We start from the raw sequence: 26432 nt of genomic DNA, 5'->3' as shown, positions 1-26432 counted from the left end.
TGCGCAATTTCACTACGCACTCTTGCTGGAGTTGCCTAGCCCCGGCCGGCAAGCGACATGATCTTTTCGCGCAGCATCTTCGCCATATTGCGGGTGCTGCGGTACATGTGGAGCTGGGCGGTGACCTGGCGCATGTCGCGGTCGCTGTTCTGCGTCAGGCCGATCACCAGCGTTCCCATCTCCTCGCGCTCCTGCCAGAAGCGGCTCATGATCGGATGATCCGAGACGGCGCAGGAATCGGAGCGGACGATATTGGCGTCGTCGAGATGCCATTCTGTGAGTTCGCTCATCAGCAGCTTGCCCGGCGAATAGCGGGCATAGTTTTCGTCGTAGGCGGTCTTCCAGGTATAGGCCTCGCCGCCCATCATCAGCACGACGATGGCGGCGATCGCCTTGCCGTTGAGATCGATCGTGTGAATACGCACGGCATCGACGGCGGCAAGGTTCGACACCGCCTCGCGGGCGAAGGCCGTGTGATAACGATCGGTGACGAGAGCGCTTCGCCGCTTGCCCTTCCAGCCACCGGCTTCCATCGCCAGGAATTCCTCGAAGCGGATATGGATTTCGCGCGGCTGGCGGGCGACGGCATAGACCGCGGTTCCCTGTTCCTCCAGCAGGCGCCACTGGCGGCGCATCTCACGCATATGCGAGGAGGAGATGGTTTTGCCGAGATAGGCCGGCGCCTCTTCCTCGCTCTGCAGCATCGGGCGCAGGTAGGGATTGGTGACGGTGACGGGAAGATTGCGGCTGAGCGCCACGGCCTTGACCATGCGCACGAAGATACCGTTCAGCCTGAGATCCGGCAGGACCATTATGCCGGGCAGATTGAGATCACGAGCGGTCAGCCCCTCGAAGAGGTTGTCGAGGGTTTCGGCGGCATCCTCGCCATCGACGAGCGGCGTGCCGAGCGGACCGAAACTGTTCGACCAGCCGCGGATGATCGAGGGGCCGACGGCAAAGCCCGGCTTGTCGACCGAAAACGGCAAGAGGAAGCGCATGCGGCTGCGGCCGGCATTGTGGTCGCGGATCAGGGCGAAGTTCACCTGCCGGTCTTCGAGCCGCGGCATAGCGGGGGCGAGGAAACGGCCGGAGAAAAAGACGTTCGGTTCCATCGCCCGGTTGGAGAGGAAATCGAGCTCATCCTGAAGCTCATAGCCGAGCTTGCCCGGATAGAGGCAGAGCTCGCGTCCCGGCCGGCCGATCTCGGCGCGAGCCTCGGCCTGCGGCGCTTCGAAATGCAGGGCTGCGAGATCATGCACCATGCGGTTTGCGGCGCTGTCGGTGCTTTCGGTAACGGGGGGAACACGCACCATCTATCGAACTCTCATTTCTGGCGTTGCGGCGGAGGGGCTGGCGAAGGCGAAAAGAACGATGCCGAGCGTGCGGCGCACAGCGACATGCAGCAGGATTGCCTCGACGGCCATGGCCGAAGCCGTGGCGATCGCCGTGCCTTCGATGCCGTAATGCGGGATCAAAGCGAGGTTGAGGCCGACATTGGCCGTCAGTGCGCCGGCATAGAGCGCGACGCAGAGGTTCTGCTTGCCAGCCATCATCAGCAGAGTTTCGGCCGGTCCGACCAGCGATTTGGCGAGGATGCCGGCGAGCAGGATCGCCATGACCAGATAACCTGATGTGAAGGCGCCGCCGAAGAGCGACAGCAGCAGATGACCCGCCGCAAGCACGACAAGGCCGACCCCGAGCGCCGGCCAGAAGGTCCAGCGGGCGGCGTCGATGGCAGCGGCTGCCAGCTGGGTGTGGTCGCCTTCGGCAATGATCGAGGAAAAGCGCGGGCCGGAGGCCGCCTTGACCGAGAAATTGATGAAATGCACCAGCGCCATCGTTTTGGCGGCGGCGAAGTAGATGGCGACGTCATGCGGCTCGAGGAAGATGCCGACGACGACGACGTCGGAATTGGTGAGCAGGAAGCTCACGCCCTCGATCAGGAAAATCGGAAAGGCGACACTGAGCCAGGCGAGGAAGTCCACCTTGCGCGGCCCGTCGTCATAATGCCGGCGAAGGCGGTAGAGCGTTGCGGCGTACTGGCCGAGGGCGGTGACATAGGTGGCGGCGAGCGCTGCCTGCATCGCGGTGACGGCTGTGTGCTCGGCGCCGATGGCAATCGCGATCAGCATGAAGAGGATGATGAGGATCGGCCGGACGACATAGACAGGGCTTAGCGCCATTACCGGCCAATGGTTCGCCCGCGACGTGCCTTCCAGAATGTCGCCGAGCGCGATCATCGGCATGGCGAGCAGGCCGATGAAGATCGGGACGAGATAGTAGACCTGTATCATATCGCCGAAGAAGCGCAGCCCGAGCATGCCGGCGGCGAGCATCGCCGTGCCGGACAGCAGCGCAAAGATGCGCGCCGTGCCGGTCAGGCCGCGGATTTCCTCGAAGGCGCCGGCAGCCCTGTATTGCGGCAGGAAGCGGACGATCGCGGTGTGGAAACCGAGGCATGAGAGATCGCCGAAGACGACGACCAGCACCCAGACAAAAACGAAGATGCCGTATTCATATTCGCCCATCAGCCGGGCGAGCACGATTTGGGAGACGAAGGCGAGGGCTGCGCTGAGGACACGAATCGAAAAGGCCGTCAGCGCCATGCGCTGGGCGGCCGCCCTCTCACCGCGTTCGGTGAGCACGGCAGCAAGCAAACGCAGCGTGCGGCCGCCGATCGGGCGCAGGCCCGCGGGCAGCATCTTCTCCGCTGTTTCTATGACCGCCATGATGAACACGCAAAACTCTGAGGTCAGGCAAATCGCCCCTGAAGTCTTGACAGAACAGGGTTAAGAAACGGTTCCGGATCGGGTCTGCCGTCCAACGCTGAAATTCCGGCTTTCCGGCATTGCCGCAGAAAAGAAAATGCCGCCCTGAGGCGGCATTTCCGCGGATCTTTGCGGGCTTGCCTCAGACCTGTTCGAAGGCGCCGTGGCAGTGCTTGTATTTCTTGCCGGAGCCGCAGGGGCAGGTTTCGTTGCGGCCGACCTTGCCCCAGGTGGCCGGGTCAGCCGGGTTGCGGTTTTCAGGAGAAACGATGACTTCCGATGCTTGGTAGATCGCCGGGGCGAAATCGTCCTCGCCGGTCGTCGGATCCAAGTGATGGGCCTGCATCAGCGGCGGTTCAGGTTCGGCAGGGGCCTGCTGCACCAGTTCGACGCGCATCAGCTGGGCGGTGACGGCCTCGCGCAGATTGTTGAGCAGCGCCGTGAAGAGCTCGAAGGCCTCCGACTTGTATTCCTGCAGCGGATCGCGCTGGGCATAGCCGCGGAAGCCGATGACGGAGCGCAGATGGTCGAGGTTGACGATGTGCTCGCGCCAGAGATGATCGAGCGTCTGCATGACGATCGAGCGTTCGACATAATGCATGATGTCGTCGCCGAAACGCTCGGCCTTTTCCGTGAAGGCCGCATTGGCGGCTTCCGTCAGGCGCTCGCGGATGTCGTCCTCGCCGATGCCTTCTTCCTTCACCCAGTCCTCGACCGGCAGGTCGAGATTGAGGATGTTCAAAGCAGCGGTCTTCAGGCCGGCGGCATCCCATTGTTCAGCATAGGCGCGCTCTGGGATATGCTTTTCGACCATGTCCTCGATCACCTCACGGCGCATGTCGGAAACGGTCTCGGAAATATTGGTCGATTCCATCAGTTCGAGGCGCTGCTCGAAGACCACCTTGCGCTGATCGTTGAGAACGTCGTCATACTTCAGGAGGTTCTTGCGGATGTCGAAGTTGCGGGCTTCGACCTTCTTCTGGGCGCGCTCCAGGGCCTTATTGATCCAGGGATGGACGATCGCCTCGCCCTCCTTGAGGCCGAGCTTGGTCAGCATGCTGTCCATGCGGTCGGAGCCGAAGATGCGCATCAAGTCGTCCTGAAGCGAAAGGTAGAACTTCGAACGCCCAGGGTCGCCCTGACGGCCGGAGCGGCCGCGCAGCTGGTTGTCGATGCGGCGGCTTTCATGGCGTTCGGTGGCGATGACGTAGAGACCGCCGGCTTCGAGCGCCTTCTGCTTAAGCTGCTTGATCTCCTCGATGATCGCCTGGATCCGGGCATCACGCTCCGGTCCGGCTTCGACTTCGCCGAGTTCGCGTTCGATGCGCATGTCGAGGTTGCCGCCGAGCTGGATGTCTGTGCCGCGGCCGGCCATGTTGGTGGCGATGGTGATGGCGCCCGGCACACCGGCCTGGGCGACGATATAGGCTTCCTGCTCGTGGTAGCGGGCGTTGAGCACCTTGAAGTCGTCGAAGCCCTGTTTGCGCAGGCGCTCGGCGAGCAGTTCAGATTTCTCGATCGAGGTGGTGCCGACCAGCACCGGCTGGCCGCGCTTGTGGGCGTCGAGGATCTCCTCGATGATCGCCTTGAACTTCTCGTCGAAGGTCCGGTAGACCTCGTCGTCCTCGTCGAGGCGCTTGATCGGCAGGTTGGTCGGGACCTCGATGACATCGAGATTGTAGATGTTGGCGAATTCTTCCGCTTCCGTCTGCGCCGTGCCGGTCATGCCGGCGAGCTTGTCGTACATGCGGAAGTAGTTCTGGAAGGTGATCGAGGCCAGCGTCTGGTTTTCCGGCTGGATCTGCACCTTTTCCTTGGCTTCGAGCGCCTGGTGCTGGCCTTCCGAATAGCGGCGGCCCGGCATCATGCGGCCGGTGAACTCGTCGATGATGACGACTTCGTCGTTGCGGACGATATAGTCCTTGTCGCGCTGGAAGAGCTTGTGGGCCTTCAGCGCATTGTTGACGTGGTGGACGATCGCAACGTTCTCGATGTCGTAGAGCGCGTTGCCCTTCAGGAGGCCGGCCTGGCGGAGCAGGTTTTCCAGCTTCTCGGTGCCCTCTTCGGAGAAGTTGGCGGAGCGCTGCTTCTCGTCAATCTCGTAATCGCTGGGCTCCAACAGCGGAATGTAGGCGTCGATCGTATTATAGAGTTCGGAGCGGTCGTCGAGCGGACCGGAGATGATCAGCGGCGTGCGCGCCTCGTCGACGAGGATCGAGTCCACTTCGTCGACGATCGCGAAGTTGTGGCCGCGCTGGACCATCTGGTTCTTCTCGTACTTCATGTTATCGCGCAGATAATCGAAGCCGAGTTCGTTGTTGGTGGCGTAGGTGATGTCGCAGGCATAGGCCGCGTGGCGTTCCTCGTCGGAAAGGCCGTGGACGATGACGCCGGTGGTCATGCCGAGGAAGCCGTAGACGCGGCCCATGGTGGCGGCATCGCGCTGGGCGAGGTAATCGTTGACGGTGACGACGTGCACGCCCTTGCCGGAAAGCGCGTTCAGATAGACCGGCAGGGTGGCGACGAGGGTCTTGCCTTCGCCGGTCTTCATCTCGGCGATCGCATTCGAATGCAGGATCATGCCGCCGACCAGCTGTACGTCAAAAGGTCGCAGGCCGAGAACGCGGCGCGAGGCTTCGCGGACGACGGCAAAGGCCGGGATCAGAATGTCGTCGAGCGTCTTGCCCTCGGCGAGCAGGGCGCGAAACTCCGCGGTCTTTGCCGCGAGCTGCTCATCCGTCAGGGCCTTCGTCTTCTCTTCGATAGAGTTGATGGCAGTGACGTTCGGCTGGTAGGACCGCACGCGGCGGTCGTTGGAAGACCCAAATAACTTGCGGGCTATACCGCCAAAGCTGACCATATGACTGGCCCTTTCTCAATATTCATCCCCGGCGTTTCTTGTTCGCGGCCCAGCCGAAAATCAGGCGCGCGCCTTAAAACGCCCGGAAACTGTTCTGGACGCGAGGTTGCGTGACAGATAAGAGGGGGGTCGAATGATGTCAACGGATTTGGCGGATACAGAAAGGCCACAATCCGGTGTTGATGGCTATTTTGGGCTGGATTCAGGGGATGCTGAAACCGGCAATGTAACTGTGAAGGGTATTTCATGTTGAGCACCAACAAGCTTGCCGTTCTGGCGTTTGCAACCTTTGTTGCGCTCCGGGCCCCGGCCTATGCCGATGACGCCGTCATCGCCAAGGTCGGCACCCTGGAGATCCACCAGTCGGAACTCGACCTCGCCGTCGCCAATCTCGACCCCCAGCTGGCGCAGCTTCCCGATGACCAGAAGAAGGTCGCAGCCCTTTCCGCAGCCATCGACGTGAAGCTTCTCGCCGCCGATGCCGCCACCGAGAAGCTCGATCAGACCGACGAATTCAAGAAGCGCATGCAGTATCTCTCCGACCGCGAGTTGCACAATGCCTATTTCAAGAAGCATGTCGTCGACATCGTGACGCCTGACGAAGTCAAGGCCCGTTACGACAAGGAAGTCGCCGCCCTGCCGAAGCAGGAGGAAGTCCACGCCCGCCACATCCTCGTCAAGACCGAGGACGAAGCCAAGGACATAATTAAGCAGCTCGACGCCGGCAAGGATTTCGCCGAACTCGCCAAGGAAAAGTCCACCGATCCGAACAAGTCGGAAGGCGGCGACCTCGGTTATTTCTCGCGCGGCCGGATGGTCAAGGAATTCGAAGACGCAGCCTTCGCGCTTGAGAAGGGCAGCTATTCCAAGACGCCGGTTAAGACCGATTTCGGCTTCCACGTCATCAAGGTCGAAGATAAGCGCGATGCTCCGCCGCCGCCCTTCGAGCAGGTGCAGGATCAGGTTCGTCAGCTCGTCATGCGCGACAAGTATCTTGAGCTTCTGAACAAGGCGAAGGCCTCCGCCAAGATCGAGATCACGGACGAGACGCTGCGCAAGGGTTACGACCAGGCCAACAAGCAGCCGGAGCCCGGCAGCGAGCCGGTTGCCCCGGCGCCGAAGCAGTAATATTCGCAAGGGCCCGGTTTTTCCGGGCCCTTCACTATCGTCGTTGTTGTCGCATTTCCGGACGGCGAACCGGGTTTCCATTTCGCCTGGAAGTGCTCATTGGCAGGTCTCATGATGTCCGGTTCCGTCTCTCCGCTCGCTCCGAAATCCTTCGTCTCGATGCCGCCGCTGCGCGGCGTGCGCCTGGCGACGGCATCCGCCGGCATCAAGTACAAGAACCGCACCGACGTGCTGATGATGGTCTTCGATAAGCCGGCGGCCGTCGCGGGCGTCTTTACCCGCTCGAAATGCCCGTCGGCGCCGGTCGATTTCTGCCGGGCCAATCTCCCCCATGGCAGTGCGCGTGCCGTCGTCGTCAATTCCGGCAATGCCAATGCTTTCACCGGCCTGAAGGGCCGCCAGGCGACCGCGCTGACGGCGAAATCGGCTGCCGCTGCCGTCGGCTGCGCCGAAAACGAGGTCTACCTGGCCTCGACCGGCGTTATCGGCGAGCCGCTCGATGCCACCAAATTCGCAGGCGTTCTGGATCGGATGCAGGTCGAAGCGACCGGCGATTTCTGGTTCGAGGCCGCCAAGGCGATCATGACGACGGACACCTATCCGAAGGTTTCGACCCGCAGCGCCGAGATCGGCGGCGTGGCCGTGACGATCAACGGCATCGCCAAGGGCGCCGGCATGATCGCGCCCGATATGGCGACGATGCTCTCGTTCGTCGTCACCGATGCCCACATTGCGCCTGCCGCGCTGCAGGCGCTTCTGTCCGACGGTGTCGGCCCGACCTTCAATTCCATGACCGTCGACAGCGACACCTCCACCTCCGACACACTGATGCTGTTTGCAACGGGCGCCGCGGCCGAAGACGGCCAGGCCCGCATCGAGCGCGCCGACGATCCACGCCTTGCCGCCTTCCGGGCCGCACTTAACGAAGTGCTGAAGGATCTGTCGCTGCAGGTGGTGCGGGACGGCGAGGGTGCCACCAAGATGCTGGAAATCACCGTGACGGGTGCCGAGAGCGATGCCGCCGCCAAGCGCATCGCACTGTCGATCGCCAATTCGCCGCTGGTCAAGACCGCGGCCGCCGGCGAAGACGCCAATTGGGGCCGTATCGTCATGGCAGTCGGCAAATCCGGCGAGATGGCCGATCGCGACCGGCTCGCCATCTGGTTCGGCGATATCAGGGTCGCCGTCAATGGCGAGCGTGATCCCGATTATTCCGAGGCGGCTGCCTCGGACGTGATGAAGGCGCAGGATATCCCCGTCAAAGTCGATATCGGGCTCGGCACTGGTTCGGCAACCGTCTGGACCTGCGACCTCACCAAGGAATATGTTGCGATCAATGGCGACTATCGGAGCTGATCGTTCATTGGAGCAGGCATCCATTTCCTCACACAATCTGCCGCTGGTGCGCAGGCTGGAGGCCGTCGGCTTCCGCGCCTGGCCGGCGGCTTCCGTGCAATATGACGGCAGCTGGCAGGTGCGGCTGACGGCCGGTCACCCGTCCAACCGGCTGAACTCGATCGTGCCGCTCGATCCCTCGGATCATCGCGACGTCGAAATCCGCCTGGAAAAGGCGAGCCGGAAGTTCGAAGCCTATGGCCGCGCCGCCGTGGTCCGTCAAACGCCGCTTGCCTCGCCGGTGCTGATCGAACTTCTGCGCGCGCAGAACTGGACGCGCTTCGACGATACGGTGGTGATGACCTGCGACCTCGCCGAGGCGGAGCTGCCGGATACGCTCGATCACCTGCCGACCCATGATGTCGGCCGTTTCGTCGATGCCAACCTCGCCGTCGACCAGGCGCCACTGAGGCTGAAGCCGGCGCTTGCCGAAATCATTTCGGCGATCAAGCCGCCATCCGGCCTGTTCATGATCGAGAACGCGGTGGACGGCCCGCTTGCGACCGTGCTCTGTGTCCAGGACAACGACCTCGCCGGCATCATGTCGCTTTCGGTCTCCGAGGCACGGCGGCGCGAGGGGCTCGGCATCGAAATCCTCACTTCGGCACTGCGCTGGGCGCGCATGCGCAGCGCCCGTTCGGCCTGGCTGCAGGTGAAGCTGTCCAACCGCCCGGCCATCGCACTTTATGAGCGCCTCGGTTTTCGCGACGCCTATCATTATTGCTATTGGCAGCAGGAGCCGCGATGAGCGAGGCGGGCCGGAAGATATTGCTGGTCGCTGCCTGTGCGCTGATCGATGCCGATGGGCGTATCCTGTTGGCACAGCGCCCTGAGGGAAAGTCGCTCGCCGGGTTGTGGGAGTTTCCCGGCGGCAAGGTCGAGCCCGGTGAGACGCCGGAGGAAACGCTTGTGCGCGAGCTTGAGGAAGAGCTCGGCATCAACACCAAGATTGCCTGCCTTGCGCCGCTTACCTTTGCCAGCCACTCCTACGAGACCTTCCACCTTTTGATGCCGCTTTATATCTGCCGGCGCTATGAGGGCATTCCCCAGGGCCGGGAGGGGCAGGCGCTAAAATGGGTGCGTCCGCAGGCGCTGCGCGATTATCCGATGCCGCCGGCCGACGAGCCGCTCATCCCGATGTTGCAGGATTTACTTTAGCATTATCTGATTATTATTGTGCCACACCATTTTCGGCTGTGGATATTAATGGATCGTTTAACACCTTCTGCCAAAGATCGGCCTCAATCAAGCATCTGGCGTGCGTGTATTAAAAGGCTTGACCTCATGGACGATGATTTCTGGAAAGCTGTCCGGGAAAAGGAACGGGCCTCGTCTGCCTCGCGCAGGACGGGTGCGCTGAATATCGCCCTCCTGTTCGGCACGGCGGTAGTCGCGCTGACGCTTATCCTGACGCCAATGCTTGCGGATTCCTCGAAGAAAAGCGTCTTTGCCAGTGCTCCGGCGGATTTTGATACGATCACGACGGGATCGATCCCAAAGACTGAGAGTGGCAAGCGGTATACGATCCGCCGCAGCGTCCTCCAGGATACGCCCGGTTCGGTCTGCGTCGTCCAGGGCTATGGCGTCGGCGCCGGTTGCTGAAAAATACCGGCCGTCGCCCGATGGTCGTGGAATTGGTCTTTTGCCGTCGGTCTCGCTCAGAGGGTCTCGTAATAATGCGTATTTTGAAAGCATTTCTCGCAGATAACAGAGGTGCGACGGCAATTGAATATGGCTTGATCGCCGCCCTCATTTGTGGCGCACTCATCTCCGGTCTGGGGTTCTTCACCGGCGCCTTGCAGGACGTGTTCAACGTGATCAACAACAATATGACGGTGAATTGAAGAAGCAGCCGGGCGTTACTGCTTGAGCTTGTGTTCGTCCACCTTCAGTGCATCGGCAAGGCGCGCCTTGGCCGAACCCGGCCTGAGCGGCTTTTGCTGGCTCTCGTGGGCAGCCCATCCCGAAACATAGATGATCGAGAAAGTGGCGCGGATACGTCCATCGGTATCGGAATAACGTTCGGCGTAGATCTCCGCTGCGCGCAGGAAGAAGGCGCGTGTCAGCGGCATGCGGCCGCGGGCTGCAAGCGGATTGCTCATGCCCATCGCCCTTAGATCCCGCATCAGGGGAAAGAGTGAATCATAACGCACGGTATAGTTTTCCGCATCGATCACCGGCAGCGTGAAGCCGGCGCGCTGCATGAGGCTGCCGACATCGCGTACATCGGCGAAGGGAATGACACGCGGGCTTGCGCCGCCTGTCATCTCGACCTCGGCGGCCAGCAGCACGTCGCGCAGTTCCTGCAGTGTGCCGGCACCGGGGATCGCGGCCAGGAACAAGCCGTCCGGCTTCAGGGCGCGGCGGATCTGGATGAACACACCCGGTGTATCGTTGGTCAGATGCAGGCTGAGCGGCGCAAGGATGAGATTGGCCGATTGCGGTTCGAGCGGCACGTCCTCGAGCGGCGCCTCGATCAAGGTTTCGCCCGGCCTGGCATAGGCCTTCTCGCTTTCGACGCGGATCATCGTGCCGATCTTGCCCGTTGCCAACGCGGCCCGGGCGGCAGCACCGGTCGCGCCATGCAGTTCGACGGCGGTCCCGAAAGTCCGCTCGACCACGGAAAGCCTTTCGCCCATTTCCTCAGCAGCGATGTCGAGCAGGAAGGCGGCTTTCGGATCGTTATTCACAAGCGCGCGGTGGCGGTGCGCGGCGATCAAGGCTCTGTCGAAGATCGTGTCCATGGCGATGTCCTTAGTCCCGCACCGCTTATGCGGCAAGGCGATTTTCCTTTCGAGTGGAACGCGCTAGTCTCTGCCGCATGGTGCCAATCGATTTCGAAAGACCGGTAGAGTTCTTGCGGGCGCATCTGTTGCGGCCGTTTTCGGCGCTTGCCGATTTCTTTTATCCGCCCGCCTGTTCCGTCTGCGGCATTTCGACCGGCGGCCATCGCGGGCTCTGCGCGAAATGCTGGTCCGGTATCCGCTTCATCGAACGACCCTATTGCGAGGTGCTCGGCATTCCCTTCTCGCACGATCTCGGCGCCGGCATCCTCAGCGCCGAGGCGATCGCCAACCCGCCGCCCTTCGACCGGCTGCGGTCGGCGGCAACGCACGACCATGCGGTCCGTGATCTCGTCCATGGGCTGAAATATCGCGACCGCACCGATCTGGCGCCGATGATGGCAGCCTGGATGCTGCGCGCTTCCGACGGGACGGTCGAAAGCTGCGATGCGCTGATCCCGGTGCCGCTGCACCGCACCCGCATGCTGTCACGCAAGTTCAATCAGGCCGCCGAACTTGCCCGCCATATGGCAAGGCTTTCGGGCAAACCGCTGCTGGCCGCCACACTCGTTCGCGTCAAGCGCACCAGCCAGCAAGTCGGCCTCGGCGCGAAGGCGCGCGAAGACAATGTCAGGGGCGCTTTCGCGATCGCCAAGGGTTGCGAAAACGACATTTTCGGCAAGCGTATCGTCCTTATCGACGACGTCTATACAACAGGGGCGACCGTCGCTGCGGCAAGCCGGGCACTGCGCAAGGCGGGTGCGGCTGAGATAACGGTTTTGACCTTTGCAAGGGCTCTCCCCGAGCCTATATGACAGAAATACCCGGCATCGGTCTGGAGAGATCATGGTACCCGTCACCATCTATACACGGCAGTTTTGCGGCTATTGCAGCCGCGCCAAGTCCCTTCTCGAAGAAAAGGGCGTCGAATATGTCGAGCACGACGCGACCTTTTCGCCGGATCTTCGCCAGGAGATGATCGGCAAGTCGAACGGGCGTACCACTTTTCCGCAGATCTTCATCGGCGCCGATCATGTCGGCGGTTGCGACGATCTCTTTGCGCTCGATCGGGCCGGCAAGCTCGATCCGATGCTGGCAGCCTGAGGAAGAACCGATGAGCTTCAAGGCCGCCGCCGTTCAGATGTGCTCCGGGGTCGATCCGGTGAAGAATGCCGCCGCCATGGCACGGCTGGTGCGCGAGGCCGCTGGCCAGGGCGCGACCTATGTGCAGACGCCCGAGATGACCGGCATGCTGCAGCGCGACCGTACAGCGGCACGCTCCGTGCTTGCCGACGAGGGGCATGACATCATCGTCAAGACCGGCTCAGAGCTCGCTAGGGAACTCGGCCTCCACATGCATGTCGGTTCTACGGCGATCGCCCTTGCCGACGGCAAGATTGCCAATCGCGGTTTCCTGTTCGGTCCCGACGGCAGGATTCTCAATCGCTACGACAAGATCCATATGTTCGACGTCGACCTCGACAATGGCGAGAGCTGGCGTGAAAGTGCCGCCTATACAGCCGGCTCGGAGGCCCGCGTCCTGTCGCTGCCCTTTGCCGAAATGGGCTTTACGATCTGCTACGACGTGCGGTTTCCCGCACTCTTCCGCGCCCAGGCCGTTGCCGGCGCCGAGGTGATGACAGTTCCTGCCGCCTTCACCAAGCAGACTGGCGAGGCGCATTGGGAGATCCTGCTCAGGGCACGCGCGATCGAAAACGGGGTCTTCGTCATCGCCGCCGCGCAGGCCGGCCGGCACGAGGACGGGCGCGAGACCTTCGGCCATTCGATGATCGTCGATCCCTGGGGCACGGTGCTGGCGTCGGCCGGCGCCGCCGGCGAGGCGGTCATCGTCGCCGAGATCGATCCCGCCGCAGTCAAGGCCGCACATGACAAGATCCCGAACCTGCGGAATGGCCGGGAATTCTCGGTCGAGAAGATTGCGGGGGCAGTCGCCGGAGGCGTCGCCGCTTGATCCGCTATTCCCTCACCTGTGACAATGCCCATGAATTCGAAGGCTGGTTTTCGGAAAGCGCCGATTTCGACCGTCAGGTCGAAACCGGTTTCCTGACCTGCCCGGTCTGTCATTCCGCCGCCATTTCCAAGCTGTTGATGGCGCCGTCGGTGTCGACCGCGCGTGGGAAAGGCAAGATGCAGACGCTGGCGATGGATGCCATGCGCCGCGAGGCACTGCAAAAACTCAAGGAGGCCGTTGCGGCGGTCAAGGCCAATTCCGAGGACGTCGGCACGCAGTTTCCCGAGGAAGCCCGCAAGATCCATTACGGTGAGGCGGATGCCCGCGGCATCATCGGCCAGGCGACGGTCGATGAGGCGCAGGCGCTCTTGGAAGAAGGCATCGAGATCGCGGCCATTCCCGTTTTGCCGGAGGACGTAAACTGATCATGCAGTCCGAGCGTCTGGCTGTCTGCAATTTCGGCCGGCATGTCGCACTGCTGCCTGCATGTCGCACTGCTGAAAGTGTAGCCGGCTTACTGGCGGCGGGAACTATGCCGGCCGCTTTGCCAGCAGCATATAATTTACGTCCATATCCTTAGACAGGTTCCACTGGTTCGACAGCGGATTGAAGAAGACGCCGGTGCGGTCGGTGATCTCAAGGCCGTTCGCCACCAGCGGTTTTTCCAGTTCTTCCGGGCGTACCAGCTTTTCATAATGATGCGTGCCGCGCGGCAGCCAGCGTAGAATGTTCTCGGCGGCGAAGATGGCAAGCGCTGCCGCCTTCATCGTGCGGTTGATGGTGGCAACGAAGATCAGGCCGCCGGGGCGGACCATTTTCGCGCAGGTGGTCATGAAGAATTCGACATCCGCGACGTGCTCGACAACTTCCATGTTCAAGACGATATCGAAGGTCTCGCCAGCCTCAGTGAGTTCCTCGGCCGTGACGGCGCGATAGTCGACCGAAACGCCGGAGGCCTTCGCATGGGTGGAGGCGATGCCGATATTCTTCTCGGATGGATCGGCGCCGACGACGGAAGCGCCCATGCGGGCGACAGGTTCAGACAACAGGCCGCCGCCGCAGCCGATATCGAGCACGCGCAGACCCTCGAGCGGGCGGGGGCTTTTCGGATCACGGCTGAAATTCTCGCAGGCCTTGTCGCGGATATAGGCGAGCCGGACGGGATTGAACTTGTGCAGTGGTTTGAACTTGCCGGTCGGGCTCCACCATTCCGCCGCCATCGCCGAGAAGCGGTCCACTTCGCCCTGGTCGATCGTGCTTTTGGCGGTTTCCGTCATCGTCCTCTCCTTCATTCGTGACATGTGAAGTCGGACGATCGGGGACATAAGTCAAGGGGCGCAGATCAGTGGACTGGCGAGCCCGGAACTGCTCGCCAACAGCTTTTATCGCATGCGCTTGCCTCCCCCCGCCAAACTCGCTAAGAGACGCCGCAACTTGGGGCCTTTGGGGCCTGGGCTTTTAGAGCTGTTCCGGAAGTTGGGAATCCGGCTCTCTGGCCCAAGCGGTCTGCCCCAGAGCTTTCGTGATGCCGGGTCCGGGTTTCCGCTTTCCCGGCGCCAGTCGTGGTAGAGGCATATGGCACGCATCGTAATGAAATTCGGCGGCACGTCCGTCGCTGACCTGGACCGCATCAAGAACGTCGCCCGCCACGTAAAACGCGAAGTCGATGCCGGGCACGAGGTGGCGGTGGTCGTCTCGGCCATGTCCGGCAAGACCAATGAACTGGTCGGCTGGGTCCAGGGCACGCCGAAGGTGGTCGGCGCCAATTCTCCATTTTACGATGCGCGGGAATATGATGCGGTGGTCGCATCCGGCGAGCAAGTGACATCCGGGCTGCTGGCGATCGCATTGCAGGCGATGGATATCAACGCGCGTTCCTGGCAGGGATGGCAGATCCCGATCCGCACCGACAATGCGCATGGCGCGGCACGGATCATGGAGATCGACGGCTCCGACATCGTCAAACGGATGGGCGAGGGGCAGGTCGCCGTGATCTCCGGTTTCCAGGGATTGGGACCCGACAACCGGATCGCGACGCTGGGGCGCGGCGGATCGGACACTTCGGCCGTTGCAATCGCGGCAGCTGTCAAGGCGGATCGCTGTGATATCTATACCGATGTCGACGGCGTCTACACGACCGACCCGCGCATCGTGCCGAAGGCGCGCAGGCTGAAGAAGATCGCCTTTGAGGAAATGCTGGAAATGGCCTCGCTCGGCGCCAAGGTACTACAGGTGCGCTCGGTCGAGCTTGCCATGGTACATAAGGTGCGCACCTTCGTGCGCTCATCATTCGAAGATCCCGATGCTCCGGGCATGGGCGATCTGCTGAACCCGCCCGGAACGCTGATTTGTGACGAGGATGAAATCGTGGAACAGGAAGTAGTCACCGGCATCGCCTATGCCAAGGATGAGGCTCAGATCTCGCTTCGCCGTCTTGCCGACCGGCCGGGCGTCTCCGCGGCGATCTTCGGGCCGCTCGCCGAATCCCATATCAATGTCGACATGATCGTCCAGAATATTTCCGAGGACGGGTCGAAGACCGACATGACCTTCACCGTACCGTCAGGCGACGTCGAGAAGGCGATCAAGGTGCTCGGCGACCATAAGGAGAAGATCGGCTACGATGTCGTGCAGAACGAATCGGGGCTGGTGAAAGTATCGGTCATCGGTATCGGCATGCGCAGCCATGCGGGCGTTGCCGCTACCGCATTTCGTGCACTTGCCGAAAAAGGCATCAACATCAAGGCGATCACCACCTCCGAGATCAAGATTTCCATCCTGATCGACGGTCCCTATGCAGAACTCGCTGTCAGGACTTTGCATTCCTGCTACGGTCTGGATAAGAATTGATTCCCAGCGGGCGGCCTGCCCCTTCAGGTTGAGGAGATGAGGCCGGCCCGCCGGGGACTAAGTGCGTTGTTTCGGGAGCTTGAGACGCCATGAGAGACCTTTCCGGCGGTCCGCGCGTGCTGCTCAGGCGGCTGCGCGAGTTGATGGCGGAGCCGCTGGAGCCGCAGGAGCGCCTTGACCGGATCGTTCGCCAGATCGCCGGCAACATGGTGGCGGAGGTTTGCTCCGTCTATGTGCTGCGCGCCGACGGCGTACTCGAACTCTACGCGACCGAAGGCCTCAACCGCGAGGCGGTGCACCTGGCGCAATTGAAGATGGGGCAAGGCCTAGTCGGCACCATCGCGGCCTCGGCCCAGCCGTTGAACCTTTCCGACGCGCAGTCGCACCCTGCCTTCCGCTACCTGCCGGAAACGGGCGAAGAAATCTACCATTCCTTCCTCGGCGTGCCGATCCTGAGAACCGGGCGCTCGCTCGGTGTTCTCGTCGTGCAGAACAAGGCGAGCCGCAACTATCGCGAGGAAGAGGTGGAAGCGCTCGAGACGACGGCGATGGTGCTTGCAGAGATGATCGCCACCGGCGAGCTCAAGAAAATCACCAAGCCGGGCCTCGAACTCGACCTGACGCGTTCGGTGACTGTTGATGGCGACACTTATAATGACGGCATCGGCCTCGGTTATGTCGTGCTGCACGAGCCGCGCATCGTCGTCACCAACCTGTTGAACGAAGATGCCGAGAAGGAAATCCGGCGGCTGGCCGAAGCCATGGGCTCGCTCAGGATTTCGATCGACGACATGCTGTCGCGTCGCGACGTGTCGATGGAGGGCGAACACCGCGAGGTGCTCGAAACCTATCGCATGTTCGCGCATGACCAGGGCTGGGTGCGCAAGCTTGAGGAAGCGATCCGCAACGGCCTGACGGCGGAAGCGGCGGTCGAGAAGGTGCAGAGCGACACCAAAGCGCGGATGATGCGGTTGACCGACCCTTATCTGCGCGAACGCATGCATGACTTCGAGGATCTGGCGAACCGGCTGCTCAGACAGTTGACCGGTTATACCGGCCGGACGACCGCCGAAGGTTTCCCCAGCGACGCAATTATCCTGGCGCGCGCGATGGGGGCGGCCGAACTGCTCGATTATCCGCGTTCTAATGTCCGTGGGCTGGTGCTGGAAGAAGGGGCGGTGACGAGCCACGTGGTAATCGTCGCCCGCGCCATGGGCATTCCCGTCATCGGCCAGGCGGCGGGCGTGGTGGCGCTCGCTGAGAACGGCGATGCTGTCATCATCGACGCCGACGAGGGACATGTGCATCTGCGGCCGATGGCCGATCACCGGCGCTCCTACGAGGAAAAGGTTCGCTTCCGCGCCAGACGGCAGGAGCAGTTCCGGGCGTTGCGCGCCGTCGAGCCGGTGACCAAGGATGGGCAGCGGATCGCGCTGATGATGAATGCCGGCCTGCTGGTCGACCTGCCGCAGCTTTCGGAATCGGGCGCCGAGGGGATCGGCCTGTTCCGCACCGAGCTGCAGTTCATGATCGCCTCCACCATGCCGAAGGCGGAGGAGCAGGAGCAGTTCTACCGCAATGTGATAAAGCAGGCGGCGGGCCGCACCGTCACCTTCCGCACGCTCGATATCGGCGGCGACAAGGTCGTGCCGTATTTCCGTGGCCATGAGGAAGAAAATCCCGCCCTCGGCTGGCGCGCCATCCGGTTGTCGCTCGACCGGCCGGGGTTGTTGCGCACCCAGTTGCGCGCCCTGCTGAAGGCATCGGCCGACACCGAGCTGAAGCTGATGGTGCCGATGGTGACCGAGGTTTCCGAGCTGAGGATGGTGCGCGAGCTCTTGCAGAAGGAAGTGCAGCACCTCTCGCGTTTCGGCCACGGACTGCCGCGCAAGCTGCAATTCGGGGCGATGCTGGAGGTGCCGGCACTGCTTTGGCAGCTCGACGAACTGATGGAGGCGGTCGATTTCGTCTCGGTCGGTTCGAACGATCTCTTCCAGTTCTCGATGGCGGTCGATCGCGGCAATGCGCGGGTTTCGGACCGCTTCGATCCGCTCGGCAAGCCGTTCTTGCGCATACTGCGCGATATCGTGCGCGGCGCGGACCGGAACAAGACACCGGTGACGCTCTGCGGCGAGCTCGCCAGCAAACCGATCTCGGCGATGGCGCTGCTCGGCATCGGCTTCCGCTCGATCTCGATGTCGCCGGCCTCGATCGGACCGGTGAAGGCGATGCTGCTCGGGCTCGATGTCGGGGCACTGACGAAGGCGATGGACGAGGTGTTGGACGATCACCACGCCTTGATGCCGATGCGCGAGGTGCTTGCCCGCTTCGCCGAGAGCCACAATATTCCCCTTTAGACAGAGATTAAGAAGAATCGGAGTGAAGGGTGGCGAAGCTTCCCGTTGAAAAGATGCGCGAACTGGAACGCCGTTTCGGCGAGATCGAGGCGCGCATGTCGGCTGGCCCGGCGGCCGATGTCTATGTGAAGCTCGCATCCGAATATTCCGAGCTGCAGCCTGTCGTGACGAAGATCCGCGTCTATGAGAAGGCGGTCGCCGAGCTTGCCGATCTTGAAACGCTGATCGAGGACAGGTCGGTCGACCGCGAGATGCGCGACCTTGCCGAGCTCGAGCTGCCCGAGGTGAAGGAACAGATTGAGGCGCTTGAGCAGGAGATGCAGATCCTGCTTCTGCCGAAGGACGCAGCCGACGAAAAGAGCGCGATCCTCGAAATCCGCGCCGGCACGGGCGGCTCGGAAGCGGCCCTTTTCGCTGGTGATCTGTTTCGCATGTACGAGCGTTTTGCGGCGGAGAAAGGCTGGAAGGTGGAGGTGCTCTCGGCGAGCGAGGGCGAAGCCGGCGGCTATAAGGAAATCATCGCGACGATCACCGGCAGGGGTGTCTTTGCCAAGCTGAAATTCGAATCCGGCGTGCATCGCGTGCAACGCGTGCCGGAAACCGAGGCGGGCGGGCGTATCCATACTTCGGCCGCAACGGTTGCGGTGCTGCCGGAGGCCGAGGAGATCGACATCGAGATCCGGGCTGAAGATATCCGCATCGACACGATGCGCTCTTCGGGTGCGGGCGGCCAGCACGTCAATACGACGGACTCGGCGGTGCGCATCACCCACCTGCCGAGCGGTATCGTCGTCACCAGTTCGGAAAAATCGCAACACCAGAATCGCGCCAAGGCGATGCAGGTGCTGCGTTCCAGGCTCTATGACGCCGAGCGGCAGAGAGCTGACAGCGAGCGCTCTGCCGATCGCAAGAGCCAGGTCGGCTCCGGTGACCGCTCGGAGCGTATCCGCACCTATAATTTCCCGCAGGGACGGGTGACGGACCATCGCATCAATCTGACGCTCTATAAGCTCGACCGGATGATGGAAGGCGAGATCGAGGAGGTCGTCGACGCGCTGATGGCCGATTACCAGGCCAGCCAGTTGGCGCAGCTCGGCGAGCAACAATGAGTTCGACGGTCGCCGATATGCTTGCTGAAGCGCGCCGTCGCTTCACAGAAGCAGGTATCGTCGACCCGGCGACCGATGCGCGGCTGCTTGTCGCGGGCCTTCTGACACTATCGCCGACCGAGCTGTTGACGCGATCGGCCGAGAGGCTTTCACCGGAAGAGGCAGAGATGATTTTCAATGCGTTGGAACGGCGCCTCTGCCATGAGCCGGTGCATCGCATACTTGGCGAGCGGGAGTTTTATGGCTTGCCGCTTCGGCTCTCGGCGGAAACGCTGGAGCCGCGGCCGGATACGGAAATTCTGGTCGATACGGTTCTGATCTATCTCAAAGACCTTGCAAAGGCGCAAAGCCGTCTCCATATCCTTGACATGGGAACCGGGACCGGGGCGATATGCCTTGCGCTTTTGAGCGAATGTCCTGAAGCATCGGGTGTCGGCAGCGACATATCGGCGGATGCACTTTTGACGGCAAGATCGAATGCAGAAAGAAACGGATTGCAGGATCGTTTTGAGGCCGTACAGTCGAATTGGTTCGAGGACATCCAGGGATCCTTTCACGCGATTGTCTCAAATCCGCCCTATATTGCTTCCAATGTCATTCACGATCTCGCTCCCGAAGTGACCAAATTTGATCCGGCTGCGGCTCTGGATGGCGGCCCGGATGGGCTTGACGCCTACAAAGCCATAGCCAAGGATGCGGCAAGGTTCATCAGGCCCGATGGGGTCGTCGGACTGGAGATCGGCTACGATCAGCGAAACGACGTGACGGCGATCTTTGAAGCGAAAGGCTTCAGGTGCCTCAAATCCGTGAAAGATTATGGTCAGAACGACAGGGTGCTCATGTTCGCGCTCGCGTGAAAGACGATAATGCGGCATTGGACGAGACATTATTGTTATTGCGAAGAAAAGGCTTGGATTTCCCGGTGAAGCAATATAGGTTGCGGTCACGTGTTGGGCAGATAGGAATGAACGAGATTCGTTCGGTACTTGGTTTGCCTCGGGGGTCCGCTCTTTTAAACGAGAGTTTCAACGGTTGAACACGACCCAATGCGTGAATCAGTCAAACTGACTTGAGAACCAAGCGGCAGGTCGGCGCAAAGGCGCAGTATGCTCGCGGCACAAAGGTCTTGATCCGGTTTTCCGGTCATGGCGGTTGGTGCCATGTATCCATCACAAACAGAGAATTCAGGTGAACGATCTATGAGGCCAGGACAGCAGAACAAGCGCGGTCGAGGGCGTGGTAACAATAATAACGGCGGCGGTGGCGGCGGTGGAAATAGCAATAACAACAATTTCAACCGCAAGGGCGGCAATCCGCTAACCCGGTCCTATGACAGCTCCGGCCCCGATGTGAAGATTCGCGGTACTGCGCAGCATGTCGCCGAAAAGTACGCGCAGCTCGCCCGCGACGCCCAAAGCTCCGGCGACCGCGTGATGGCCGAGAACTATCTCCAGCACGCCGAACATTATAATCGTATCATTGCCAGCGCGCAGGCGCAGATGCAGGAACGCTTCCAGCGCGACGACCGCGGCGAGTACAATGACCGCGACGGTGCGGACCGCGACGGCGACGATATGGACAACAATGAGAATGAGAATGACAATGACGGCGACGATGTCGTTATCGTCCAGCCGCCGCAGAGCAGGCCGCACCAGCCGCAGCAGAGCAGACAGCACCAGCCGCAGGCACAGCCGAAGCCGGTAGCCGCTCAGGCGCCTGCACCGGCACCCCAGTCCGAGGTCATCGATGGAACCGGCCCGCAGCCGGAGATCGAAGGCATTCCTGCCGAAGTCGCGATGGACGAGGAAGGTGCCGGCGGCCAGCCGCGCGAACGCCAGCCCCGCCGCCGCAGCACCGGCAGCCGTCCCCGTCGCCCGCGTCGCGGTGCTGAGGGCGAAGAAGCCGCCGCTGAAGGCGAGGGCGCCTCTGCCGAGGCGCCGGTGCTGGCTGACGTCGCCTCGGAATGAGGATTTCGCTTCCCTTCAGGGGAGAGCGTGACGGTCATGCCATCTACTCGAATTAGCTTGAAAATCCCCGGCCTTGTGCCGGGGATTTTCATTTTATGGGCTCTTTAAACTCGCAGAACAGGCTACCATATTCTCTTCGAACTGCTTCGCCCGAATCCCAGCCGGGCAAAGCGCGGCCTGCCTTTTCAGGGGGTCGATCTCAATCATCGGTCTGCGCCTCGTCAGGGCAGGGCGATCCATGGAGGTAGAATATGAATATCGAGAAATATTCGGAGCGGGTGCGCGGTTTCATCCAGTCCGCCCAGACCTACGCGCTGGCGCAGGGTCACCAGCAATTTACGCCGGAACATGTGCTGAAAGTCCTGCTCGACGACGATCAGGGCATGGCGGCGTCGCTGATCGAGCGCGCCGGCGGCGATGCCAAGGCCGCCCGCCTGGCCAATGACGCGGCTCTCGCCAAATTGCCGAAGATCTCCGGCGGCAACGGAAACATCTATCTGGCACAACCGCTCGCCAAGGTGCTTTCGACCGCCGAAGAAGCGGCGAAGAAGGCCGGCGACAGCTTTGTCACGGTCGAGCGCCTGCTGCAGGCGCTGGCGATCGAATCCTCGGCCTCGACGTTTTCGACGCTGAAAAACGCAGGCGTGACGGCCCAGGGCCTCAACCAGGTCATCAACGACATCCGCAAGGGTCGGACGGCGGATTCCTCCAATGCCGAGCAGGGTTTCGACTCGCTGAAAAAGTTCGCACGCGATCTCACCGCCGAAGCCCGCGAGGGCAAGCTCGACCCGGTGATCGGCCGCGACGACGAAATCCGCCGCACCATCCAGGTGCTTTCGCGCCGCACCAAGAACAATCCTGTGCTGATCGGCGAACCCGGCGTCGGCAAGACGGCGATCGTCGAGGGCTTGGCGCTACGCATCGTCAACGGGGACGTACCGGAATCGCTCAAGGACAAGAAGCTGATGGCGCTCGATATGGGCGCGCTGATTGCCGGCGCGAAATACCGCGGCGAATTCGAAGAGCGGCTGAAGGCCGTGCTCAATGAAGTCCAGGCGGAAAACGGCGAGATCATCCTGTTCATCGACGAGATGCATACGCTGGTCGGCGCTGGCAAGGCGGATGGGGCGATGGATGCCTCCAACCTGCTGAAGCCCGCCCTTGCCCGTGGCGAGCTGCATTGCGTCGGCGCGACCACGCTCGATGAATATCGCAAACATGTCGAGAAGGATCCGGCACTTGCCCGCCGCTTCCAACCCGTCGTCGTCGACGAGCCGACGGTCGAAGACACGATCTCGATCCTGCGCGGCCTGAAGGAAAAATACGAGCAGCATCACAAGGTGCGCATCGCCGATGCGGCGCTGGTGGCGGCTGCAACGCTTTCCAACCGCTATATCACCGACCGTTTCCTGCCCGACAAGGCGATCGACCTGATGGACGAGGCGGCGGCGCGGTTGCGTATGCAGGTGGATTCCAAGCCGGAAGAACTCGACGAACTCGACCGTCGCATCATGCAGCTGAAGATCGAACGCGAAGCGCTGAAAAAGGAAACGGACGTCGCGTCCGCCGACCGTCTGAAGCGGCTGGAAACCGAAGTGACCGATCTCGAGGAGCAGGCCGATGCGCTGACGGCCCGCTGGCAGGCGGAAAAGCAGAAGCTCGGCCTTGCCGCCGATCTCAAGAAGCAGCTCGATGATGCCCGCAATGAACTGGCGATCGCCCAGCGCAAAGGCGAATTCCAGCGTGCCGGCGAGCTGACCTACGGTGTCATTCCGGACCTTGAAAAGCAGCTCGTCGATGCCGAGAAGCAGGATGGCGACCGCGGCGCGATGGTGCAGGAGGTGGTCATCCCCGACAACATCGCCCATGTCGTGTCCCGCTGGACCGGCATTCCGGTCGACAGGATGCTGGAGGGCGAACGCGACAAGCTGCTTCGGATGGAAGACGAGCTGGCGAAATCGGTGATCGGGCAGGGTGATGCGGTTCAGGCCGTGTCGCGCGCCGTTCGCCGCGCGCGTGCCGGCCTGCAGGATCCGAACCGGCCGATCGGCTCGTTCATCTTCCTCGGCCCGACCGGCGTCGGCAAGACGGAGCTCACCAAGGCGCTCGCCCGCTTCCTCTTCGACGACGAAACGGCGATGGTGCGCATGGACATGTCGGAATATATGGAGAAGCACTCCGTTGCCCGGCTGATCGGAGCACCTCCCGGCTATGTCGGCTATGACGAAGGCGGAGCGTTGACGGAAGCCGTGCGCCGCAGGCCCTATCAGGTCGTGCTGTTCGACGAGATCGAAAAGGCGCATCCCGACGTCTTCAACATCCTGCTGCAGGTGCTGGACGACGGACGTCTGACGGACGGCCAGGGCCGGACGGTCGATTTTTGCAACACGATGATCATCATGACCTCGAACCTCGGCGCCGAATATCTGACGCAGCTGAGGGACGGCGACGACAGCGACACGGTTCGCGAGCAGGTGATGGAGGTCGTGCGCGGACATTTCCGGCCGGAATTCCTGAATCGCATCGACGAGATCATCCTCTTCCATCGCCTGAAGCGCGAGGAGATGGGCGCGATCGTCGATATCCAGCTGAAGCGGCTGGTGGCTCTGCTGTCCGAGCGCAAGATCGTCATCGATCTCGACGAGGAAGCCCGTCACTGGCTGGCAAACAAGGGTTACGATCCGGTCTACGGTGCAAGGCCGCTGAAGCGGGTGATCCAGAAGTTCGTGCAGGATCCGCTGGCCGAACAGATCCTGTCCGGCCAGGTGCCGGACGGATCGACGGTGACGGTGACGAGCGGTTCGGACCGGCTGCAGTTCAGGACGAGGCAGACGGTGAGCGAAGCGGCGTAAATCCAGTTTGCCGGATGAATGAGAAATGGCGGCTTCGGCCGCCATTTTTCGTTGGGTGGCCGGGGCGTCTGTTGGAGGCGAAGCAGATTAGATGAACGCTACTTGCTCGCCACCTGGTCTGGCGTCTGGTTGTTCAGCAGCGTATCGATGCGCTTGCGCTCGTCTTCGAATTTCGCCAGCGCCTCGCCCTGTAGCGATTTGCCGCCCGGCAGGCGGATACGCAGCGGATCGACCTTGGTGCCGTTGACGATCAGCTCGTAATGCAGGTGCGGGCCGGTGGATTCGCCCGTCGTGCCGACCCAGCCGATCACCTGGCCCTGGCGGATCTTGGCACCGGGAACGACGCCCTTGGCAATGGCGCTCTGGTGATTGTAGGAGGATTCATAGCCGTTGGCATGGCGCACGATCGTCTGGTTGCCATAACCGCCGGAATCCCAGCCGGCTTTTTCGACCGTGCCGTTGCCTGCGGCGATGATCGCCGTGCCGCGCGGCGCCGCCCAATCGACGCCGGTGTGCATGCGGGCGAAACCGAGGATCGGGTGGCGGCGCATTCCGAAGCCCGATTTGAAAATGCCGTTCGGCACCGGGTTGCGCAGCAGGAACTGGCGGATGCTCTTGCCGTTCTCGTCAAAATAATCGACCGTGCCGTCGTCGGGGTCCTGGAAACGGTAGAAGCGCGTCTGCGTATCGCCGAAACGGGCGTTGACATAGAGCAGTTCGGAATCCTCGGTCGCCTGACCGGCGCTGTCGGCGACGGAGAAGAAGGCCTCGAGACTGTCGGTCGGCCTCAGCTGCGCCTGGAAATCGACATTGCTGGCGAGCAGCTTGATGATCAGCGCCGTCATATCCCTGGTCATGCCGTAGGAAAGGGCAGCACGATAGATGCCGTCATAGACGCGCGGCAGGTTCTGGCCGGGGGGCGGTGCGAAGGAATTGTCATCGAAGGCGGTGGCGATGGCATCCAACATCGGCGGCTCGCTGCCGGGCACATATCTGCCCTTGTCGTCGACGGCTACGGTGACGAGATGGCGCGTGTCGCGATAGACGCTGGCTCGGATGATCTTTGCCTGTTCGCCCTTCTGAATGATGCCGATGCGCAGCACATCGCCCTTGTCGAGATCACCAGAACCCAATTGCTGCGCGATATAGCCGGCAATGCCATCGGCATATTGCTGCGGATAGCCAGAATCCGTCAACGCCTTGGCGATCGGCGTGTCGACGCGCACCGGCAGGATATCGTCGGCGAATTCTTCGGTCTGCGGCGTGATCGATTCCGATGCGGAGACCGTCATGTTCTGTTCGAGCACGCGTGCGGACAGACCGGCAGTCAGATCGACATCGGCGTCCTCGTTGGAGAAACGACGCGGATCGACGTAATAAAGGGCTGCGAGCTGCGTGTTGCCGTCCGTCAACACCGAGCCGTTGGAGCGCACGTTCTCTTCGACCTCCTCAAGCGACAGGCCGGATGCCATCTGCATGCTGGTCTTGCCGGTCGGGAAGGGAATGGTCTTCAGGCTGACTTCGGATTCGACGTCGGAGCCGTAAAGCGCGCCTGTGCGGCTTTGCGGCGCGGGCTGCGGCTCGTCTGCGGAAAAGATCGCCAGAGGATCGAAGTCCGGATAGTCCTCTGTCGCCACATGGTTGGCAGCCAGCGTCATCTTCACATGCGCGAAGGGCTGGCGGCGCACGACTTCCTTTTCGCCGTCGTGGACGACGGTTGAGACTTCCATGATGGCACGGTCGGACGGTTTTGCGGCGATGGCGGGCGCGATCAGCCGGCCACCGCGGACCACTGTCGTATCCTCATGCGCGTCTGCCGCAACGCTTGCATAGGCTTCGGCGGGGATCGCCAATTGCTGGCGGCCGTCAAGGGCGGCAAAAAGAGCAACCCCCATTAGGACGGATGATGTAATGCCGGTGAGGAACGTGCCCGAGAGCCAGCGCAAGGAAACCTCGCGCCGGTCGGGTGCGCGTCTGCCGTCGGCCAGAAGCGGAGGCTCGTTGCCTAACGAGCGGATCATCATTTTCTCCGTCATCATGGCAGTCGGGTCCGCGTCCTTACATCAGGCGTCTGTGGGAGCATGTATCGGCCATCCTGGTGGGGCGAAAGATGTGCATATTTTGGGCATGGAAGTCAAATCACTCAGAAAAAGGCAGACTGCCTGCATTTGCCTGTGTGAATCATGTGTCTCTTAAGACCAGCAGATTGTGATGATGTCGGGGCGCAGGGGACAAAAGAGCGTTCTTTCCACGAAAAGTCGAAAGACGTTCATCTTTCGTGGCCATGTAAGGCCGGTCGGAATCCGGGAAATGATCGCATTTGCGCGTCGTCCGAAACTTTTCCTGTAAAAACAATATCTTGAAAGAAAAATCAAATTTTTCAAAAAGCGC

Annotated in this window: 23 protein-coding genes; 16 read left to right on the top strand and 7 right to left on the bottom strand. The window is 61.7% G+C overall.

What is annotated here, in order from left to right; all coding sequences use genetic code 11:
* Window positions 1-35: 35 nt before the first annotated feature.
* The 3 genes from V8P77_RS18215 to secA form a co-directional block, all read right to left on the bottom strand.
* Window positions 36-1313: a GNAT family N-acetyltransferase gene (locus tag V8P77_RS18215; protein ID WP_335913683.1), complete on the bottom strand. Its 1278-nt coding sequence runs from the start codon at window positions 1311-1313 to the stop codon at window positions 36-38.
* Window positions 1314-2729 (bottom strand): lipopolysaccharide biosynthesis protein, encoded by a 1416-nt coding sequence (locus V8P77_RS18210; RefSeq protein WP_335913682.1) that lies wholly within the window; start codon window positions 2727-2729, stop codon window positions 1314-1316.
* Between the two features lie 181 nt (window positions 2730-2910).
* Window positions 2911-5628, bottom strand: a complete 2718-nt coding sequence (gene secA / locus V8P77_RS18205) for a preprotein translocase subunit SecA (protein WP_131624248.1) — start codon at window positions 5626-5628, stop codon at window positions 2911-2913.
* A gap of 246 nt (window positions 5629-5874) precedes the next feature.
* On the opposite strand from secA, the gene V8P77_RS18200 reads away from it, so the two are divergent.
* From V8P77_RS18200 to V8P77_RS18175, 6 genes are all read left to right on the top strand, one after another.
* Window positions 5875-6756 (top strand): peptidylprolyl isomerase, encoded by an 882-nt coding sequence (locus V8P77_RS18200; protein ID WP_335913681.1) that lies wholly within the window; start codon window positions 5875-5877, stop codon window positions 6754-6756.
* A gap of 114 nt (window positions 6757-6870) precedes the next feature.
* Window positions 6871-8112, top strand: coding sequence for a bifunctional glutamate N-acetyltransferase/amino-acid acetyltransferase ArgJ (gene argJ / locus V8P77_RS18195; protein WP_335913844.1), 1242 nt, complete (start codon window positions 6871-6873; stop codon window positions 8110-8112).
* Complete coding sequence (locus V8P77_RS18190) at window positions 8093-8899, top strand: GNAT family N-acetyltransferase (RefSeq protein WP_335913680.1); 807 nt, start codon at window positions 8093-8095, stop codon at window positions 8897-8899. Before argJ ends, V8P77_RS18190 begins: the two co-directional genes overlap by 20 nt.
* Window positions 8896-9309, top strand: coding sequence for an 8-oxo-dGTP diphosphatase MutT (mutT, locus tag V8P77_RS18185; protein ID WP_012759141.1), 414 nt, complete (start codon window positions 8896-8898; stop codon window positions 9307-9309). Before V8P77_RS18190 ends, mutT begins: the two co-directional genes overlap by 4 nt.
* Window positions 9310-9435: 126 nt before the next feature.
* Entirely contained in the window at window positions 9436-9753 is a 318-nt protein-coding gene (locus V8P77_RS18180) for a hypothetical protein (RefSeq protein ID WP_077977742.1), read from the top strand.
* A 74-nt stretch (window positions 9754-9827) separates the two neighbouring features.
* Entirely contained in the window at window positions 9828-9995 is a 168-nt protein-coding gene (locus tag V8P77_RS18175; protein WP_335913679.1) for a Flp family type IVb pilin, read from the top strand.
* Between the two features lie 15 nt (window positions 9996-10010).
* Here the strand turns inward: V8P77_RS18175 and V8P77_RS18170 are convergent, their stop codons facing one another.
* Window positions 10011-10895: a methyltransferase domain-containing protein gene (locus V8P77_RS18170; RefSeq protein ID WP_335913678.1), complete on the bottom strand. Its 885-nt coding sequence runs from the start codon at window positions 10893-10895 to the stop codon at window positions 10011-10013.
* 77 nt (window positions 10896-10972) lie between these two features.
* Between V8P77_RS18170 and V8P77_RS18165 the strand changes: the two genes are divergently transcribed.
* From V8P77_RS18165 to V8P77_RS18150, 4 genes are read left to right on the top strand one after another with little or no spacing between them, the layout of a single operon-like run.
* On the top strand, window positions 10973-11749 hold the full coding sequence (locus V8P77_RS18165) for a ComF family protein (RefSeq protein WP_335913843.1): 777 nt from the start codon (window positions 10973-10975) through the stop codon (window positions 11747-11749).
* A gap of 31 nt (window positions 11750-11780) precedes the next feature.
* On the top strand, window positions 11781-12038 hold the full coding sequence (grxC, locus tag V8P77_RS18160) for a glutaredoxin 3 (RefSeq protein WP_025396171.1): 258 nt from the start codon (window positions 11781-11783) through the stop codon (window positions 12036-12038).
* A gap of 10 nt (window positions 12039-12048) precedes the next feature.
* Window positions 12049-12906: a carbon-nitrogen hydrolase family protein gene (locus V8P77_RS18155; RefSeq protein ID WP_335913677.1), complete on the top strand. Its 858-nt coding sequence runs from the start codon at window positions 12049-12051 to the stop codon at window positions 12904-12906.
* Complete coding sequence (locus V8P77_RS18150; RefSeq protein ID WP_335913676.1) at window positions 12903-13331, top strand: DUF1178 family protein; 429 nt, start codon at window positions 12903-12905, stop codon at window positions 13329-13331. The genes V8P77_RS18155 and V8P77_RS18150 overlap by 4 nt, the downstream gene beginning before the upstream one ends.
* 105 nt (window positions 13332-13436) lie before the next feature.
* Here the strand turns inward: V8P77_RS18150 and ubiG are convergent, their stop codons facing one another.
* A complete protein-coding gene (ubiG, locus tag V8P77_RS18145; RefSeq protein WP_335913675.1) occupies window positions 13437-14183 on the bottom strand; it encodes a bifunctional 2-polyprenyl-6-hydroxyphenol methylase/3-demethylubiquinol 3-O-methyltransferase UbiG in 747 nt (248 codons plus the stop codon).
* A 298-nt stretch (window positions 14184-14481) separates the two neighbouring features.
* On the opposite strand from ubiG, the gene V8P77_RS18140 reads away from it, so the two are divergent.
* From V8P77_RS18140 to clpB, 6 genes are all read left to right on the top strand, one after another.
* Window positions 14482-15756 (top strand): aspartate kinase, encoded by a 1275-nt coding sequence (locus V8P77_RS18140; RefSeq protein ID WP_335913674.1) that lies wholly within the window; start codon window positions 14482-14484, stop codon window positions 15754-15756.
* Between the two features lie 89 nt (window positions 15757-15845).
* Window positions 15846-18113 carry a phosphoenolpyruvate--protein phosphotransferase gene (gene ptsP, locus V8P77_RS18135; protein WP_162116761.1) on the top strand — a complete coding sequence of 756 codons (2268 nt, stop codon included), beginning with the start codon at window positions 15846-15848 and terminating at the stop codon, window positions 18111-18113.
* Between the two features lie 29 nt (window positions 18114-18142).
* Window positions 18143-19222 (top strand): peptide chain release factor 1, encoded by a 1080-nt coding sequence (gene prfA / locus V8P77_RS18130; protein ID WP_168321122.1) that lies wholly within the window; start codon window positions 18143-18145, stop codon window positions 19220-19222.
* Entirely contained in the window at window positions 19219-20079 is an 861-nt protein-coding gene (prmC, locus tag V8P77_RS18125) for a peptide chain release factor N(5)-glutamine methyltransferase (RefSeq protein ID WP_335913673.1), read from the top strand. The genes prfA and prmC overlap by 4 nt, the downstream gene beginning before the upstream one ends.
* 342 nt (window positions 20080-20421) lie before the next feature.
* Complete coding sequence (locus tag V8P77_RS18120) at window positions 20422-21189, top strand: DUF4167 domain-containing protein (RefSeq protein ID WP_335913672.1); 768 nt, start codon at window positions 20422-20424, stop codon at window positions 21187-21189.
* A gap of 251 nt (window positions 21190-21440) precedes the next feature.
* The gene (gene clpB / locus V8P77_RS18115; protein WP_335913671.1) at window positions 21441-24041 is read left to right on the top strand and encodes an ATP-dependent chaperone ClpB; all 2601 of its coding nucleotides are present in this window, start codon (window positions 21441-21443) and stop codon (window positions 24039-24041) included.
* Window positions 24042-24139: 98 nt separating this feature from the next.
* Here the strand turns inward: clpB and V8P77_RS18110 are convergent, their stop codons facing one another.
* Together V8P77_RS18110 and V8P77_RS18105 are read right to left on the bottom strand one after the other, a co-directional pair.
* Complete coding sequence (locus V8P77_RS18110; protein WP_335913670.1) at window positions 24140-26080, bottom strand: M23 family metallopeptidase; 1941 nt, start codon at window positions 26078-26080, stop codon at window positions 24140-24142.
* 142 nt (window positions 26081-26222) lie between these two features.
* A partial coding sequence (locus V8P77_RS18105; RefSeq protein ID WP_335913669.1) for a hypothetical protein occupies window positions 26223-26432 on the bottom strand: 210 nt, incomplete at its 5' end.

The sequence above is a fragment of the Rhizobium aouanii genome (assembly GCF_037002925.1).
In the GTDB taxonomy this organism is placed as follows: domain Bacteria; phylum Pseudomonadota; class Alphaproteobacteria; order Rhizobiales; family Rhizobiaceae; genus Rhizobium; species Rhizobium aouanii.
Note: the sequence above shows the minus strand (reverse complement) of the source record. Positions and strands in the feature narration are given on the sequence as shown.

What these genes read in the sequence shown, in the direction of transcription:
- V8P77_RS18215 (WP_335913683.1), bottom strand. Translation starts at nt 1,313, where the DNA reads ATGGTGCGTGTTCCCCCCGTTACCGAAAGCACCGACAGCGCCGCAAAC.
- V8P77_RS18210 (WP_335913682.1), bottom strand. Translation starts at nt 2,729, where the DNA reads ATGGCGGTCATAGAAACAGCGGAGAAGATGCTGCCCGCGGGCCTGCGC.
- secA (WP_131624248.1), bottom strand. Translation starts at nt 5,628, where the DNA reads ATGGTCAGCTTTGGCGGTATAGCCCGCAAGTTATTTGGGTCTTCCAAC.
- V8P77_RS18200 (WP_335913681.1), top strand. Translation starts at nt 5,875, where the DNA reads ATGTTGAGCACCAACAAGCTTGCCGTTCTGGCGTTTGCAACCTTTGTT.
- argJ (WP_335913844.1), top strand. Translation starts at nt 6,871, where the DNA reads ATGTCCGGTTCCGTCTCTCCGCTCGCTCCGAAATCCTTCGTCTCGATG.
- V8P77_RS18190 (WP_335913680.1), top strand. Translation starts at nt 8,093, where the DNA reads ATGGCGACTATCGGAGCTGATCGTTCATTGGAGCAGGCATCCATTTCC.
- mutT (WP_012759141.1), top strand. Translation starts at nt 8,896, where the DNA reads ATGAGCGAGGCGGGCCGGAAGATATTGCTGGTCGCTGCCTGTGCGCTG.
- V8P77_RS18180 (WP_077977742.1), top strand. Translation starts at nt 9,436, where the DNA reads ATGGACGATGATTTCTGGAAAGCTGTCCGGGAAAAGGAACGGGCCTCG.
- V8P77_RS18175 (WP_335913679.1), top strand. Translation starts at nt 9,828, where the DNA reads ATGCGTATTTTGAAAGCATTTCTCGCAGATAACAGAGGTGCGACGGCA.
- V8P77_RS18170 (WP_335913678.1), bottom strand. Translation starts at nt 10,895, where the DNA reads ATGGACACGATCTTCGACAGAGCCTTGATCGCCGCGCACCGCCACCGC.
- V8P77_RS18165 (WP_335913843.1), top strand. Translation starts at nt 10,973, where the DNA reads ATGGTGCCAATCGATTTCGAAAGACCGGTAGAGTTCTTGCGGGCGCAT.
- grxC (WP_025396171.1), top strand. Translation starts at nt 11,781, where the DNA reads ATGGTACCCGTCACCATCTATACACGGCAGTTTTGCGGCTATTGCAGC.
- V8P77_RS18155 (WP_335913677.1), top strand. Translation starts at nt 12,049, where the DNA reads ATGAGCTTCAAGGCCGCCGCCGTTCAGATGTGCTCCGGGGTCGATCCG.
- ubiG (WP_335913675.1), bottom strand. Translation starts at nt 14,183, where the DNA reads ATGACGGAAACCGCCAAAAGCACGATCGACCAGGGCGAAGTGGACCGC.
- V8P77_RS18140 (WP_335913674.1), top strand. Translation starts at nt 14,482, where the DNA reads ATGGCACGCATCGTAATGAAATTCGGCGGCACGTCCGTCGCTGACCTG.
- ptsP (WP_162116761.1), top strand. Translation starts at nt 15,846, where the DNA reads ATGAGAGACCTTTCCGGCGGTCCGCGCGTGCTGCTCAGGCGGCTGCGC.
- prmC (WP_335913673.1), top strand. Translation starts at nt 19,219, where the DNA reads ATGAGTTCGACGGTCGCCGATATGCTTGCTGAAGCGCGCCGTCGCTTC.
- V8P77_RS18120 (WP_335913672.1), top strand. Translation starts at nt 20,422, where the DNA reads ATGAGGCCAGGACAGCAGAACAAGCGCGGTCGAGGGCGTGGTAACAAT.
- clpB (WP_335913671.1), top strand. Translation starts at nt 21,441, where the DNA reads ATGAATATCGAGAAATATTCGGAGCGGGTGCGCGGTTTCATCCAGTCC.
- V8P77_RS18110 (WP_335913670.1), bottom strand. Translation starts at nt 26,080, where the DNA reads ATGATGACGGAGAAAATGATGATCCGCTCGTTAGGCAACGAGCCTCCG.